9 protein-coding genes are annotated in these 13601 nt (G+C 71.6%); 7 read left to right on the forward strand and 2 right to left on the reverse strand.

Annotation, left to right across the window (positions count from 1 at the left end):
• Positions 1-116 precede the first annotated feature (116 nt).
• The 3 genes from ACH414_RS07385 to ACH414_RS07395 are packed head-to-tail and all read left to right on the forward strand — an operon-like array spanning position 117 to position 3700.
• Positions 117-1484, forward strand: a complete 1368-nt coding sequence (locus ACH414_RS07385; RefSeq protein WP_382536036.1) for an ABC transporter substrate-binding protein — start codon at positions 117-119, stop codon at positions 1482-1484.
• A 3-nt stretch (positions 1485-1487) separates the two neighbouring features.
• Positions 1488-2837 carry a carbohydrate ABC transporter permease gene (locus tag ACH414_RS07390; RefSeq protein WP_382536039.1) on the forward strand — a complete coding sequence of 450 codons (1350 nt, stop codon included), beginning with the start codon at positions 1488-1490 and terminating at the stop codon, positions 2835-2837.
• On the forward strand, positions 2834-3700 hold the full coding sequence (locus ACH414_RS07395; RefSeq protein WP_382536041.1) for a carbohydrate ABC transporter permease: 867 nt from the start codon (positions 2834-2836) through the stop codon (positions 3698-3700). The genes ACH414_RS07390 and ACH414_RS07395 overlap by 4 nt, the downstream gene beginning before the upstream one ends.
• Positions 3701-3742: 42 nt before the next feature.
• Here ACH414_RS07395 and ACH414_RS07400 read toward each other — a convergent pair whose 3' ends face one another.
• Positions 3743-4348 carry a TetR/AcrR family transcriptional regulator gene (locus ACH414_RS07400; RefSeq protein WP_382536044.1) on the reverse strand — a complete coding sequence of 202 codons (606 nt, stop codon included), beginning with the start codon at positions 4346-4348 and terminating at the stop codon, positions 3743-3745.
• Positions 4349-4487: 139 nt separating this feature from the next.
• On the opposite strand from ACH414_RS07400, the gene ACH414_RS07405 reads away from it, so the two are divergent.
• From ACH414_RS07405 to ACH414_RS07415, 3 genes are read left to right on the forward strand one after another with little or no spacing between them, the layout of a single operon-like run.
• Complete coding sequence (locus ACH414_RS07405) at positions 4488-5453, forward strand: ABC transporter permease (protein WP_398941093.1); 966 nt, start codon at positions 4488-4490, stop codon at positions 5451-5453.
• The gene (locus tag ACH414_RS07410) at positions 5440-6210 is read left to right on the forward strand and encodes an ABC transporter ATP-binding protein (RefSeq protein ID WP_391768957.1); all 771 of its coding nucleotides are present in this window, start codon (positions 5440-5442) and stop codon (positions 6208-6210) included. Before ACH414_RS07405 ends, ACH414_RS07410 begins: the two co-directional genes overlap by 14 nt.
• A 26-nt stretch (positions 6211-6236) precedes the next feature.
• Positions 6237-7538, forward strand: coding sequence for a glycosyltransferase 87 family protein (locus ACH414_RS07415; protein ID WP_398941095.1), 1302 nt, complete (start codon positions 6237-6239; stop codon positions 7536-7538).
• 109 nt (positions 7539-7647) lie between these two features.
• On the opposite strand, the gene ACH414_RS07420 is transcribed toward ACH414_RS07415, so the two are convergent.
• Complete coding sequence (locus ACH414_RS07420) at positions 7648-12609, reverse strand: NAD-glutamate dehydrogenase (RefSeq protein ID WP_386564776.1); 4962 nt, start codon at positions 12607-12609, stop codon at positions 7648-7650.
• Positions 12610-13010: 401 nt separating this feature from the next.
• On the opposite strand from ACH414_RS07420, the gene ACH414_RS07425 reads away from it, so the two are divergent.
• The gene (locus tag ACH414_RS07425; protein WP_382536059.1) at positions 13011-13568 is read left to right on the forward strand and encodes a DJ-1/PfpI family protein; all 558 of its coding nucleotides are present in this window, start codon (positions 13011-13013) and stop codon (positions 13566-13568) included.
• Positions 13569-13601 lie beyond the last annotated feature (33 nt).

The following is a 13601-nucleotide window of genomic DNA, read 5'->3' on the forward strand; positions in this document are numbered from 1 at the left end:
CGTCACGAGCCGATCACGATCCCCCGTTCGACACGGAAGGCGGTATTGCGGCCCTCGGGCGCCCGGCGTAGACCTGAGGCCACGGGACCAGTGAGCGCAGGAGAGGCGGGGCTCGGATGCGTGGCAGCAGGACTCTTCGGATCGGCATCGTGGCGGCGGTCGCCGTCCTCACGGCTGCGGGCTGCGGCGGGGGCGGCGGCGACAAGGACCCCGGCGCGTCCGCGCCCAGCGCGAGCGGCGGGGGCAACGGCGCCGGGCTCTCCTTACCGTCCCTCAAGGGCGAGAAGATCGAGGTCGCGGCCGTCTGGACCGGCCCCGAGCAGGAGAACTTCACCAAGGTGCTGGAGGAGTTCGAGAAGCGCACGGGCGCGACCGTCACCTTCGTGCCCGCCCAGGACCCGATCGTGAACTTCCTCGGCACGAAGATCGCCGGCGGCTCGCCGCCCGACGTGGCGATGCTGCCGCAGGTCGGCGCGATCCACCAGGCCGCGGCGCAGAAGTGGCTCAAGCCGCTCGGCCCGGAGGCCAGGGCCCAGCTGACGAAGAACTACTCCCGGGGCTGGCAGGACCTCGGCACGGTCGGGGGCACCCCGTACGGCGTCTACTTCAAGGCCGCCAACAAGTCCCTCGTCTGGTACAACACCGCGGCCTTCGACAACGCGGGCGTGAGCGAGCCCAAGACCTGGAAGGAGCTGCTCACCACCGCCGAGACGATCTCGGCCTCCGGCGTCACCCCGGTCTCCGTGGGCGGCGCGGACGGCTGGACGCTCACCGACTGGTTCGAGAACGTCTACCTGTCCCAGGCCGGCCCCGAGAAGTACGACCAGCTGGCCAAGCACACGATCAAGTGGACGGACCCGTCCGTCACCCGCGCCCTGACGACGCTCGCCGAGCTGTTCGGCAAGCCCGCCCTGCTCGCGGGCGGCACGAACGGCGCCCTGCAGACGGAGTTCCCCGTCTCCGTGACCCAGACCTTCACCGGCGGCGACCGGGCGAAGGCCGCGATGGTGTTCGAGGGCGACTTCTCCGCGGTGAACATCGCGCAGACCGGCGCCGAGATCGGCAAGGACGCGAAGGTGTTCCCGTTCCCGGCCGTCGGCGACGGCGGCACCGCCCCGGTGGTCACCGGCGGCGACGCGGCCGTGGCGCTCAAGGACACCAAGGGCGCGCAGGCCCTGCTGACCTTCCTCGCCTCGCCCGACGCGGCCCGTATCTGGGCGGGCCTCGGCGGCTTCGTGTCCCCCAACAAGGGACTGGACAAGGCCGCGTACCCGAACGACGTGCAGCGGGAGATCGCCGCGGCGCTGATCGGCGCGGGCGACGACTTCCGCTTCGACATGTCGGACCAGATGCCGCAGTCGTTCGGCGGGACGCCCGGCAAGGGCGAGTGGAAGGCGCTCCAGGACTTCCTGAAGAACCCGCGGGACGTCGCCGGTGCCCAGGCCAGACTGGAGGCCGAGGCCGCCAAGGCGTACAAGGGCTGACCGATGAGCCACGCCGGAACGCCTCCGCCGATCCGTCCGCGCGGGCACGGCCGTACCCGCCCGGGGGCCGCGCTCACCGCCGGCCTCTTCCTCCTGCCCGCCCTCGTCCTGCTCGGCGCGCTGGTCGTCTACCCCATCGGCTACTCGGTCCAGCGCTCCTTCTTCGACAAGGCCGGCGACTCCTTCGCCGGCCTGGACAACTACGTCACCCTCTTCACCGACGAGTCGATCCGCACCGCCGTCCGCAACAACCTCGTCTGGGTGGTCGTCGCCCCCACCGTGGCCACGGCGCTCGGTCTGGTCTTCGCGGTGCTCACCGAACGGGTGCGCTGGGGAACGGCGTTCAAGCTGGTCGTCTTCATGCCGATGGCGATCTCGATGCTCGCCGCCGGGATCATCTTCCGGCTGGTGTACGAGCAGGACCCGGACCGCGGGGTGGCCAACGCGGTCTGGGTCGGCGTGCACGACACCTTCGCCGAGGCCTCCGGCTTCCCGCGGGCCCGGCCCCTGCCGGTGCATCCGCTGGAGGAGGCGGGCGGTGGGGCGTACGTGACCAAGTCGCCGGTGCACACCGGTCAGCCGGTCCGGCTGCCGCTCATCGGCGTGGCCCCCGCGCAGATGCCCGAGGGCGCCCTCCCGGCCCGGGCCGCGCCCGCGTCCGGCGGCGACGCCGGCGTCACCGGCACCGCCTGGCTGGACTTCACCCGGGGCGGCGGCGGGAAGCCCAACGTCGTCGACCCGAAGGAACTCGGGCTCAAGGGGCTGCGGATCGAGGCGGTGAAGGACGGCAGGGTCGTGGCGCACACGACGGCCGCCGCCGACGGCACCTTCACCCTGCCGGCCGCCGCCGACGGGGCCGTGCTCCGCCTCCCGGCGAGCAACTTCCGCGAGCAGTACGACGGGGTCGAGTGGCTCGGGCCCTCGCTCGTCACGCCCGCGATCATCGGGAGTTACGTGTGGATGTGGGCCGGCTTCGCGATGGTGCTGATCGCGGCGGGGCTCGCCGGCCTGCCGCGTGAACTCCTGGAGGCGGCGCGGGTCGACGGGGCGAACGAGTGGCAGGTGTTCCGGCGGATCACCGTGCCGCTCCTGGCGCCGGTGCTCGCCGTCGTCCTGGTGACCCTGATGATCAACGTGCTCAAGGTCTTCGACCTGGTCTTCATCATCGCGCCCGGCTCGGCACAGGACGACGCCAACGTGCTCGCGCTCCAGCTGTACCGCTCGTCCTTCGGCACGGACGCCGACCTCGGGGTCGGTTCGGCCATCGCCGTCCTGCTCCTGCTGCTCGTGCTGCCGGTGATGGCGCTCAACATCCGCCGGATGCGCCGTACGCGAAGGGAGACCCGCCGATGAGCCGCCGGCCCACCCGCCCGCTGGGGTCCCGGATCGCCGCCCGCGCCGCCGGCGGCGCCGCCCGGGTGCTCCTCGTCCTGGTCGGCCTCTTCTGGCTGATGCCGACGGTGGGGCTGCTGCTGTCCTCGCTGCGCTCCCCGTCCGACATCGCCGCGGACGGCTGGTGGCAGGTCTTCGCCGCGCCCGCGCAGCTGACCACCGAGAACTACCGGAACCTGCTCGCGAACGACACGATCACCCACTCGCTCGTCGCCACGGTCCTGATCACCGTCCCGGCCACGCTCCTGGTCATCGTGATCGGCGCGCTCGCCGGCTACGCCTTCGCCTGGCTGGACTTCCCCGGCCGGGACTGGTGGTTCCTGGTGGTGGTGGGGCTGCTCGTGGTCCCGGTGCAGGTGGCGCTGGTGCCGGTGTCGAAGCTGTTCGGCGCGGTCGGGATCTTCGAGACGACGCTGGGCGTGGTGCTCTTCCACACGGCCTTCGGGCTGCCGTTCGCGATCTTCCTGCTGCGGAACTTCTTCGCGGAGATCCCGCGCGAGCTCCTCGAAGCGGCGCGGCTCGACGGGGCGGGCGAGATCCGTCTCTTCACCCGGGTGGTGCTTCCGCTGGGCGGCCCGGCGGTCGCCTCGCTCGGCATCTTCCAGTTCCTGTGGGTGTGGAACGACATGCTGGTGGCGCTGATCTTCGCGGACGCGCAGTCGCCGCCGATCACGGTCGCGCTCCAGCAGCAGGTACGCCAGTTCGGCAACAACGTCGACGTGCTCGCGCCCGGCGCGTTCGTGTCGATGGTGATCCCGCTGCTGGTCTTCTTCGCCTTCCAGCGGCAGTTCGTGTCCGGGGTGATGGCGGGCGCGGTGAAGTGACGCCGGGCGCTCCGGGGGGAGGGCGGTTTCCCGCGGCCCGGACTAGGCCGTGAGCGCCGCCACCGCCGACCGCGCCAGGTCGTCGAGGTACCCCTCCGGCAGCTCCGTGCGGACCACCACGAGCCGCCAGTAGAGCGGGCCGACGACGAGGTCGAGGGCGCGGTCGGGGTCGGCGCCCTCGGGCAGTTCGCCGCGGGCGACGGCCTCGCCGACGATCCGGGCGACGACGCCCTGCCCGCCGTCGAGGAGCGCGGCCTTGACGGCCTCGGCGATCTCCGGGTTCCGCGCCGCCTCGACGAGCAGGTCCGGGACGACCTGCGAGGCGACCGGATGGCGCAGGCCGTGCGCGGCGACCTCCAGGAGGGCGCGCACGTCCCCGTGCAGCGAGCCGGTCGAGGGCGCGGGCAGTCCCTGGCCGGCGAAGGCGCCGACGAGGTCGAGCACCAGGGAGAGCTTGGACTTCCAGCGCCGGTAGACGGCGGTCTTGCCGACCCCGGCGCGGCGCGCGATGCCCTCGATGGACATCCGGGCGAAGCCGACGGTGGCCAGTTCCTCGAAGACGGCGGCGCGGATGGCCTCCGTGACGTCCTCCCGGAGCACGGCGGCTCCCGCGGGGGTGCGGCGAGGGGTTCCGGAAGGTGTCGTCATGACCGGGATTTTAACCAGCGCTGACCTGGACGTAAACGTGACGACGACACGGTTGCGTTCCGACGTGGGAGCGTCCTACTCTCCCCGTAGCGACGATACGGACCCGTTCCATCGGAAGCCGAGAGCGAAGGCGACCCCCGTGACGACCCACACCCTCGACAAACCCCCCGGCGCCCCGGGACCCCCCGAACCCTCCGGATCCCCCACCCCCGCCGCGCCCCCCACCCCTCCCACCTCGGAGGAGCTCCGCGCCCTCGCCCTGCGCCACGGCCTGACCGTGAGCGGCGCCCGCCCCTCGCTCCCCGCGTACGCGCGGCAGCTCTGGTCCCGGCGGGACTTCATCACCGCCTTCGCGACGGCCAAGCTCACCGCGCAGTACAGCCAGGCCCGGCTCGGCCAGGTCTGGCAGGTCATGACCCCGCTGCTCAACGCGGCCGTCTACTACGCGATCTTCGGCGTCCTCATGGACGTCCAGCGGGGCGTCCCGGACTACGTACCGTTCCTGATCACCGGCGTCTTCGCCTGGACCTTCACCTCACAGACGATCATGACCGGTACCCGGGCGATCAGCGGAAACCTCGGCCTGGTCCGCGCCCTGCACTTCCCGCGCGCCGGCCTGCCCATCGCGCTCGCGCTCCAGCAGCTCCAGCAGCTCGTCTTCTCGCTGGGCGCGCTGGTCGTGATCCTCTTCTGCTTCGGCGAGTTCCCCCGCCCGAGCTGGCTCCTGGCCGTCCCCGCCCTGCTGCTCCAGACGCTCTTCAGCACCGGGCTCGCCCTGGTGATGGCCCGGCTCGCGTCCCGTACACCGGACATCGCGCAGCTGATGCCGTTCGTGCTGCGCACCTGGATGTACGCCTCCGGGGTCATGTGGTCGATCCAGCACCTCGCGGGCGGCGGGCGCTTCCCGCACCTGGTGGTGCTGGCCCTGCAGTGCAACCCGGCGGCCGTCTACATCGACCTGCTGCGCTTCGCGCTGGTCGAGAGCTTCACCGCCGCCCAGCTCCCGCCGCACGTCTGGGCGGTGGCCACCGGGTGGGCGGTGCTCGGCTTCGCCGCCGGGTTCGTCTACTTCTGGAAGGCGGAGGAGACCTATGGCCGCGGCTGAGCCCACCCGAGAAGCCGCCGGGGGCCGCGAGCCCACCGTCGTCGCCGACGGCGTCCACGTCACGTACACGGAGCGGGGCGGCGCCGGGCGCCGACCGCGTACCGTCCACGCCGTCAAGGGCGTCGGATTCGTCGCGTACCGGGGCGAGGCGATCGGCCTGGTCGGTTCGAACGGATCAGGGAAGTCGACCCTCCTGAAGGCGATCGCGGGGCTCCTGCCCACCAGCCGGGGCCGCGTCTACACCCGCGGCCACCCGGCCCTGCTCGGGGTCAACGCGGCCCTGATGAGCGACCTGACGGGCGAGCGGAACGTGATCCTCGGCGGCCTCGCGATGGGGATGAGCCGCCGGGAGATCGGCGAGCGCTACGCGGACATCGTCGAGTTCTCCGGGATCAACGACAAGGGGGACTTCGCCTCGCTGCCGATGCGGACGTACTCCTCCGGCATGGGGGCCCGGCTGCGCTTCTCCATCGCCGCCGCGCGCAGCCACGACGTCCTCCTCATCGACGAGGCCCTCGCCACCGGCGACGCGCCCTTCCGCCGCCGCAGCCAGAAGCGGATCGACGAACTGCGCGCCGAGGCGGGCACGGTCTTCCTGGTCAGCCACTCCCACTCCACGATCACCGAGACCTGCGACCGGGCCCTGTGGCTGGAAGCGGGCACGCTGCGCATGGACGGACCCGCGGCCGAGGTCGTGGCGGCGTACGAGGAGTTCCACGCGTTCACCAGTACGGGCGCCAAGACCGGGAGGAAGTAGGACAAATCTCGCTAGAGTGCGAAGGGATGACGACCGACCCTGCGCCCCCGCCCGGCACGGCCCGCACGGAGTCCGCGCCACCCGCCCTCACCCGCTCCCCCTTCGAGTCGGAGACCTTCACCTCGGCGACCTTCGTCACCGTCGGCCTCGGCCCCCGGCTCGCCCTGGGCGTCCTCTGGCTGCTCACCCGCGCCGGGATGCTGCTCCTGCTGCACCGCGACAGCCTCGGCATCGGCGGCGTGGCGAGCGAGGTGCACATCCTCTACCGGCACTGGTACGGCCTGTTCGCCCAGGGCACCTTCCCGCCCGGCGACCCCACCTGGCAGTACCCGCCCGGCGCCGGCCTGGTCATCATGTCGCCCGGGATCCTGCCCTGGCTGACCTACTTCCAGGGCTTCGTCCTGCTGACCCTCCTCGCCGACGCGCTCGTCGCCGTGGCACTCGCCCGCGCCGACAGCGCCCGCCTCACCCACGGCGCCTGGTACTGGGTCCTCGGCCTCCCGCTGCTCCTGCACATCCCGCTCGCCCGCTACGACGTGCAGAGCACCGCACTCGCCGTCCTCGCCCTGCTCGCCCTGAAGTCCCGCTCCACCGTCGCCCACCGCGTCGGCGGGGTGCTGGCCGGGCTCGGCGCGCTGGTCAAGGTCTGGCCCGCCCTCACCCTGATCGGCACCCCGCGCGGCCGCACCACCCGCGAGGCCTGGACCGCCGCCGCCGTCACCGTCGTCGCCCTCCTCGCCACCCTGGGGCTGCTCTTCTCCGACTCGCTCGGCTTCCTGCGCCAGCAGGGCAACCGGGGCATCCAGATCGAGTCCCTCGGCGGCACCGGCCTCGCCGTGGCCAGGGCTGCCGGCCTCTGGCCGGGCTCCGTCCAGTTCCGCTACGGCGCCTACGAGTACGTCGGGCCGTACGTGTCGACCGTGGGCCACGTCGCACTGCTGCTGACCGCGGCCGCCTTCGGCTGGCTGCTCCTGTGGCGGATGCGCGCCCGCACCTGGACCGAGGCGACCCCGCTCGACGCCGCCTTCGCCGCGGTGCTCCTCTTCACCGTCACCAGCCGGGTGATCAGCCCCCAGTACCTGGTGTGGCTGCTCGGCCTGGCCGCCGTCTGCCTGACCTCCCGCCGCACCGTCATGCGCCCGGTCGCCCTGCTGATCCTCCCGGCCGCCGCGCTGAGCTCCCTGGCGTACCCGGTCCTGTACGCCCATGTCGCCGCCGGCACCTGGACCGGCATCGCCGTGATGGTGCTGCGCAACGGCCTGCTGCTCGCCGCGGCGGTCCTGGCCGCCCGCCGCCTGTGGACCGGCTCGGTGGCCACGCCCGCCTGACGCCGCCGCCCCGGCCGTACGGAAGAAGGGGGCCGGGGCGGCCGTACGGAAGAAGGGGACGCCCCCACCGGACATACCGGCGGGGGCGCCCCCTTCGTCGTAACCCCGACTAGCTGTGCGCCCGCAGCAGCGTGCGCATCGTCCGCATGGCGACCGAGAGGTTCGCCAGGTCGAAGGCGTCCGAGCCCTGGATCTCCTCCAGGGTCGTGCGCGCCCGGCCCAGGATCGCCGCGTTCTCGTCCTCCCAGGCCTTGAACCGCTCCTCCGGCGTGGCGGCGTCGTTCCCGGCCGCCAGGACGTCCGCCGTGAGACCGGCGTGCGCGGCGAACAGGTCCTCGCGGATGGAGGCGCGGGCCATCGACTGCCAGCGGTCGCTGCGCGGCAGCTCGATGATCCGGTCCATCAGGTCGGTGATCCGCAGCCGGTCGGCCAGGTCGTAGTAGACCTCGGCGACCGCCAGCGGGTCCTTGGCCGTGCGGTCCGCGATCGCGACGATGTCGAGCGTCGGGAAGGCGGAGGAGAACCCGGCCACGCGCAGCGCCAGCTCCTCGGGGACGCCGACCGCGGTCAGCTCGTCCAGGATCGACTGGTACCACTCGAGGTCCGCGCCGCGCAGCAGCTGCGGCAGCTTCTCCCAGACCTGCTCGACCCGGTCGGCGAAGAACTCGATGGTCTCGCCGATCTGCAGCGGCTGCGGCCGGTTGTTGAGCAGCCAGCGGGTGCCGCGCTCGACCAGGCGGCGCGAGTGCAGCCGCATCCGGGTCTGGAACTCGGCCGGGACCTTGTTGTCGAGGGCCTCGACGGCGTCCCAGACCTCGCTCAGACGGAAGATCGCGCGGGCCGCGGCCTGCGCCCGGACGATCTCCTCGATCGACGCGCCGGACTCCTCGCGGAGGCGGTGCAGGAAGGTCGAGCCACCGGTGTTGACGGTGTCGTTGACCAGGACCGTGGTGATGATCTCGCGGCGCAGCGGGTGCCCGTCGACGGCCTCGGTGAACTTCTCGCGCAGCAGCGTCGGGAAGTACGCGTGGAGCAGCCCGCGCAGGTACGGGTCGTCCGGCAGCTCCGTACCGATCAGCTCGTCCGCCACCGTGATCTTGGTGTACGCGAGGAGCACGGCGAGCTCCGGCTGGGACAGGCCCTTGCCGGCGTTGAGCAGCTCACGGATCTGGCGGTCGTTGGGCAGGAACTCGAGCGAGCGGTCGAGGGCCCCGTCGCGGCCCAGTCGGCGCATGAAGCGCTGGTGGGCGTGGAGCAGGGACGGCGACTGGGCGACCGCGTTGGCCAGGGCGGTGTTCTGCGCGTAGTTGTTGCGCAGGACGAGCGCCCCGACCTCGTCGGTCATCTCGGCGAGGATCTTGTTGCGCTGCTTGACGGTCATGTCGCCCTCGGCGACCAGACCGTTGAGCAGGATCTTGATGTTGACCTCGTGGTCGGAGGTGTCGACGCCGGCGCTGTTGTCGATGGCGTCGGTGTTGACCTTGCCGCCCTCGCCGGCGGGGCCGCCGGAGCGGGCGAACTCGATGCGGCCCAGCTGGGTCGCGCCGAGGTTGCCGCCCTCGCCGATGACCTTGGCGCGGACGTCCTGGCCGTCGACGCGGATGGCGTCGTTGGCCTTGTCGCCGACGTCGGCGTTCGACTCGGCCGAGGACTTCACGTACGTGCCGATGCCGCCGTTCCACAGCAGGTCGACGGGCGACTGCAGGATCGCCTTCATCAGCTCGGCCGGGGTCATCTTGGTGACGCCGTCCTCGATGCCGAGGGCGGCCCGGACGTGCGCGTTGACCGGGATCGACTTGGCGGAACGCGGGTGGATGCCGCCGCCGGCCGAGAGCAGCTCGGCGTTGTAGTCGGCCCAGGAGCTGCGGGGCAGGTCGAAGAGGCGGCGGCGCTCGGCGTAGGAGGTGGCCGCGTCCGGGTTCGGGTCGAGGAAGATGTGCCGGTGGTCGAAGGCGGCCACGAGGCGGATGTGCTCCGAGAGGAGCATGCCGTTGCCGAAGACGTCGCCGGACATGTCGCCGACGCCGACGACGGTGAAGTCCTCGGTCTGGGTGTCGTGGCCCAGCTCGCGGAAGTGGCGCTTGACCGACTCCCAGGCGCCGCGGGCGGTGATGCCCATGCCCTTGTGGTCGTAGCCGGCCGAGCCGCCGGAGGCGAAGGCGTCGCCCAGCCAGAAGCCGTAGGACTCGGCGACCCCGTTGGCGATGTCGGAGAAGGTCGCGGTGCCCTTGTCGGCGGCGACGACCAGGTAGGTGTCGTCCTCGTCGTGGCGGACCACGTCGACCGGGGGCACGACCTCGCCGGCGACCAGGTTGTCGGTGATGTCGAGCAGCGCCGAGATGAAGGTCTTGTACGAGGCGATGCCCTCGGCCAGCCAGGCGTCGCGGTCCACGGACGGGTCCGGGAGCTGCTTGGCGACGAAGCCGCCCTTGGCGCCGACCGGCACGATGACGGTGTTCTTCACCATCTGCGCCTTGACCAGTCCGAGGATCTCGGTACGGAAGTCCTCGCGCCGGTCGGACCAGCGCAGCCCGCCTCGGGCGACCTTGCCGAAGCGCAGGTGGACGCCCTCGACGCGCGGCGAGTAGACCCAGATCTCGAAGGCGGGGCGCGGGGCCGGCAGGTCGGGGATGGCCTGCGGGTCGAACTTCATCGACACGTAGGAGTGCCGGTCGCCGGCGGTGTTCTTCTGGAAGAAGTTCGTCCGCAGGGTCGCCTTGATGACGGTCAGGAAGGAACGCAGGATGCGGTCCTCGTCCAGGGAGGCGACCTGGTCCAGGGCGCCGTCCAGCTCCTCCAGGAGGCCGTCGATCAGCTCGGTGCCGGCCCGCTGGCGCTCCGGGGCCATCCGGGCCTCGAACAGGTTGACCAGCAGCCGGGTGGTGTGGACGTTGTTGCGGAGGGTGTCCTCCATGTAGTCCTGGCTGAAGGTCGAACCGGCCTGGCGCAGGTACTTCGCGTAGGCGCGCAGCACCATCGCCTCGCGCCAGGTGAGCCCGGCGGACAGGACGAGCGAGTTGAAGTTGTCGTTCTCGGCCTCGCCGGTCCAGGTGGCGGCGAAGGCCTCCTGGAAGCGCTCGCGGGCGTCGTCGCCGAGGTAGTCGCCGCCGTTGCCGGTGGGCAGCGGCATCCGCAGGCCGAAGTCGTAGATCCAGGCCACCGAGCGGTCGGCGCAGCGCAGCTCGTACGGGCGCTCGTCGGTCACCTCGACGCCGAGCCGGTTGAGCACCGGCAGGACGGCGGAGAGGGAGATCGGGTCGCCGGTCTTGTAGATCTTGAAGCGGCGCTCGCCGGTACCGGAGGCGACGGGCTCGTACAGGGAGAGCGCGAAGTCCTTGTCGCTGCCGGCCAGGGCCTCCAGGTGGACCAGGTCGGACACGGCGGCGCGCGGCGAGTGGTCGGCCTTGTAGCCCTCGGGGAAGGCGTTGCCGTAGCGGCGGAGCAGCTCGGCGGCGCGCTCCTCGCCCAGCTCGGCGTTGAGCGCCTCGCCGAAGCCGTCGGCCCAGGAGCGGGCGGCGTCGGCCAGCCGGGCCTCGATGCGGTCGACGTCGGCCTCGGTCAGCTTGGTGAGCGCGGTGCCGGGCTCGACGCGGATGACGAAGTGGAGGCGGGAGAGGATCGACTCGGTGTTCCAGGCCGTGAAGTCGACGGAGGTGCCCTGCAGCTCCTCCTTCAGGATGTCGATGATCCGCAGCCGGACGCGGGTGGTGTAGCGGTCCCGCGGCAGGTAGACGAGGGCGGAGTAGTAGCGCCCGTACTCGTCCTGGCGCAGGTAGAGCCGCAGCCGCCGCCGCTCCTGCAGGTACAGGACGCTGGTGACGATGGAGCGCAGCTCGTCGGCCGGGGTCTGGAAGAGCTCGTCGCGCGGGTAGGTCTCCAGGATCTGGAGCAGGTCGCGCCCGTCGTGGCTGCTCGGCGAGAAGCCGGCGCCCTCCAGGACCTCCTGGACCTTGCGCTTGACGACGGGGACCCGGCGGACGGACTCGGTGTAGGCGGCCGAGGAGAACAGGCCGAGGAAGCGCCGCTCGCCGACGACGTTGCCGGCCGCGTCGAACTTCTTCACGCCGATGTAGTCGAGGTACGAGGGGCGGTGCACGGTCGCCCGGCTGTTGGCCTTCGTCAGGATCAGCAGCTTGTGCTCGCGCGCCTTGGCGCGGGCGTCGGCGGGCAGCCGGCTGAAGGACGGCGAGACGGGGTGGGCGTGCGGGTCGTCGCCGCTGTGGTGCGGGTCGGAGCGCAGGATGCCGAGGCCGGTGCCGGGGACGGCGGACAGGGCGTCGCCGTTGACCAGCTCGTACTCGCGGTAGCCGAGGAAGGTGAAGTGGTCGTCGGAGAGCCAGCGCAGCAGCTCCCGGGCCTCCTCGACCTCGGTGGGCCGCAGGTCGGAGGGAGTGGGCTCCTCGGGCAGGGTCTCGGCGATGCGCAGCGCGGCGTCGCGCATCTTCTCCCAGTCCTCGACGGTCTCGCGGACGTCGGACAGGACGCGCAGCAGGTCGGAGGTGATCTGCTTGAGGTCGGCCTTGTCGGTCTCGCGGTCGATCTCGACGTGGATCCAGGACTCGTTGAGCGCGTCGTGCGGCAGCTGGTCCTTGGGCAGCTGCTTGGCGAGGACCTCGATGAGCTTGCCGGTCACGTCACGGCGGACGAGGACCTGCGGGTGGATGACGACGTGGATGCCGCGGCCCTGGCGGGACAGCTCGTTGGTGACGGAGTCCACGAGGAACGGCATGTCGTCGGTGACGACCTCCACGACGGAGTGGCTGCAGGTCCAGCCGTTCTCCTCCACCGTCGGCGTGTGGACGCGGACGTTCGCGGTGCCCTGGGGACGGTTCTCCGCGAGCCGGTAGTGCGAGAGCGCGGCACCGAAGACGTCGACGGGGTCGCGGTCCGTCAGGTCTTCTGGCGCGGTGTGCAGGTAGTAGCGCTGGAGGTAGTCGAGCAGGGTGGCCCGGTCCGGACGCTCCCCGTTCTCCGGCCCCGTCGGAAGTCGCCCCCCGGCCGGGCTGTTCTCAGCTACCCGGGCAGCCCGATCGAGCAGCTCGGCCTTGGCTTCGTCCAGCTTGGTCTGCATGTCCTCTGACTCCTGTCGCGCGCCGTTGCGTGACGTCGGTGGAAGAAAGGACACAACGCCACGACGCGGTGGTACCGGTCGAAGTCGACGTTATGCCGCGATGAGAGATGTCCGGGTGCATCTCGGCCACTGCGCAGGTCGTGCCTGCCGGGACCGTCGTGCCCGGGCGGAAGGGATCGGCGAACGCACCGTCGGCCCGGCCGCTGTGGCGGACCGGGCGGAAGCCGGGGGCTGCACTGCCCCCTCGGCATATCGCGCTGATCACGGGAAAAGCCTATCGCTGTTGCCCCCCGGCCCGTCATGGTCCTTATGTGTACAAAAGCTGGGGTGGAAGTTTGACACTGTGGACAGCGACGAATGGTTACCCGGGGCATACCGACGAGGGCTCTAGGGGAGTCGCCATGGCGAAGATCTTGATCGTGACCGGGGACGCGGCGGAGTCGCTGGAGGTGATGTACCCGTACCAGCGCCTCCTGGAGGAGGGGTACGAGGTCGACATCGCCGCCCCCGCCCGCAAGCAGCTCCGCTTCGTCGTGCACGACTTCGAGCCGGGCTACGACACGTACACCGAGAAGCCGGGCTACACCTGGCCCGCGGACCTGGCCTTCTCGGAGGTCGACCCGGGCGAGTACCTGGCCGTCGTCATCCCGGGCGGGCGCGCCCCGGAGTACCTGCGCAACGACCCGGAGCTGCGCAAGATCCTCAAGTCCTTCTTCGACGCCGACAAGCCGGTGGCCCAGATCTGCCATGGCCCCCTCCTGACCGCCGCGATCGGCGGCCTGGAGGGCCGCCGGGTGACCGCGTACCCGGCCCTGGAGCTCGACATGCAGTCGGCGGGCGCCAGCTTCCAGGACACGGCGGCAGTCGTCGACGGCCGACTCGTCTCCTCCCGGGCCTGGCCGGACCACCCGACCTGGATGCGGGAGTTCCTGAAGGTCCTGCGAGAGGCGAAGGCCTAGGAAGCCCGCCGCCGGGGGTTTGCGGGCAATCGT

Source organism: Streptomyces sp. NPDC020422, from assembly GCF_044386705.1.
Taxonomy (GTDB): domain Bacteria; phylum Actinomycetota; class Actinomycetes; order Streptomycetales; family Streptomycetaceae; genus Streptomyces.

What these genes read in the sequence shown, in the direction of transcription:
- ACH414_RS07385 (WP_382536036.1), top strand. Translation starts at nt 117, where the DNA reads ATGCGTGGCAGCAGGACTCTTCGGATCGGCATCGTGGCGGCGGTCGCC.
- ACH414_RS07390 (WP_382536039.1), top strand. Translation starts at nt 1,488, where the DNA reads ATGAGCCACGCCGGAACGCCTCCGCCGATCCGTCCGCGCGGGCACGGC.
- ACH414_RS07395 (WP_382536041.1), top strand. Translation starts at nt 2,834, where the DNA reads ATGAGCCGCCGGCCCACCCGCCCGCTGGGGTCCCGGATCGCCGCCCGC.
- ACH414_RS07400 (WP_382536044.1), bottom strand. Translation starts at nt 4,348, where the DNA reads ATGACGACACCTTCCGGAACCCCTCGCCGCACCCCCGCGGGAGCCGCC.
- ACH414_RS07410 (WP_391768957.1), top strand. Translation starts at nt 5,440, where the DNA reads ATGGCCGCGGCTGAGCCCACCCGAGAAGCCGCCGGGGGCCGCGAGCCC.
- ACH414_RS07415 (WP_398941095.1), top strand. Translation starts at nt 6,237, where the DNA reads ATGACGACCGACCCTGCGCCCCCGCCCGGCACGGCCCGCACGGAGTCC.
- ACH414_RS07420 (WP_386564776.1), bottom strand. Translation starts at nt 12,609, where the DNA reads ATGCAGACCAAGCTGGACGAAGCCAAGGCCGAGCTGCTCGATCGGGCT.
- ACH414_RS07425 (WP_382536059.1), top strand. Translation starts at nt 13,011, where the DNA reads ATGGCGAAGATCTTGATCGTGACCGGGGACGCGGCGGAGTCGCTGGAG.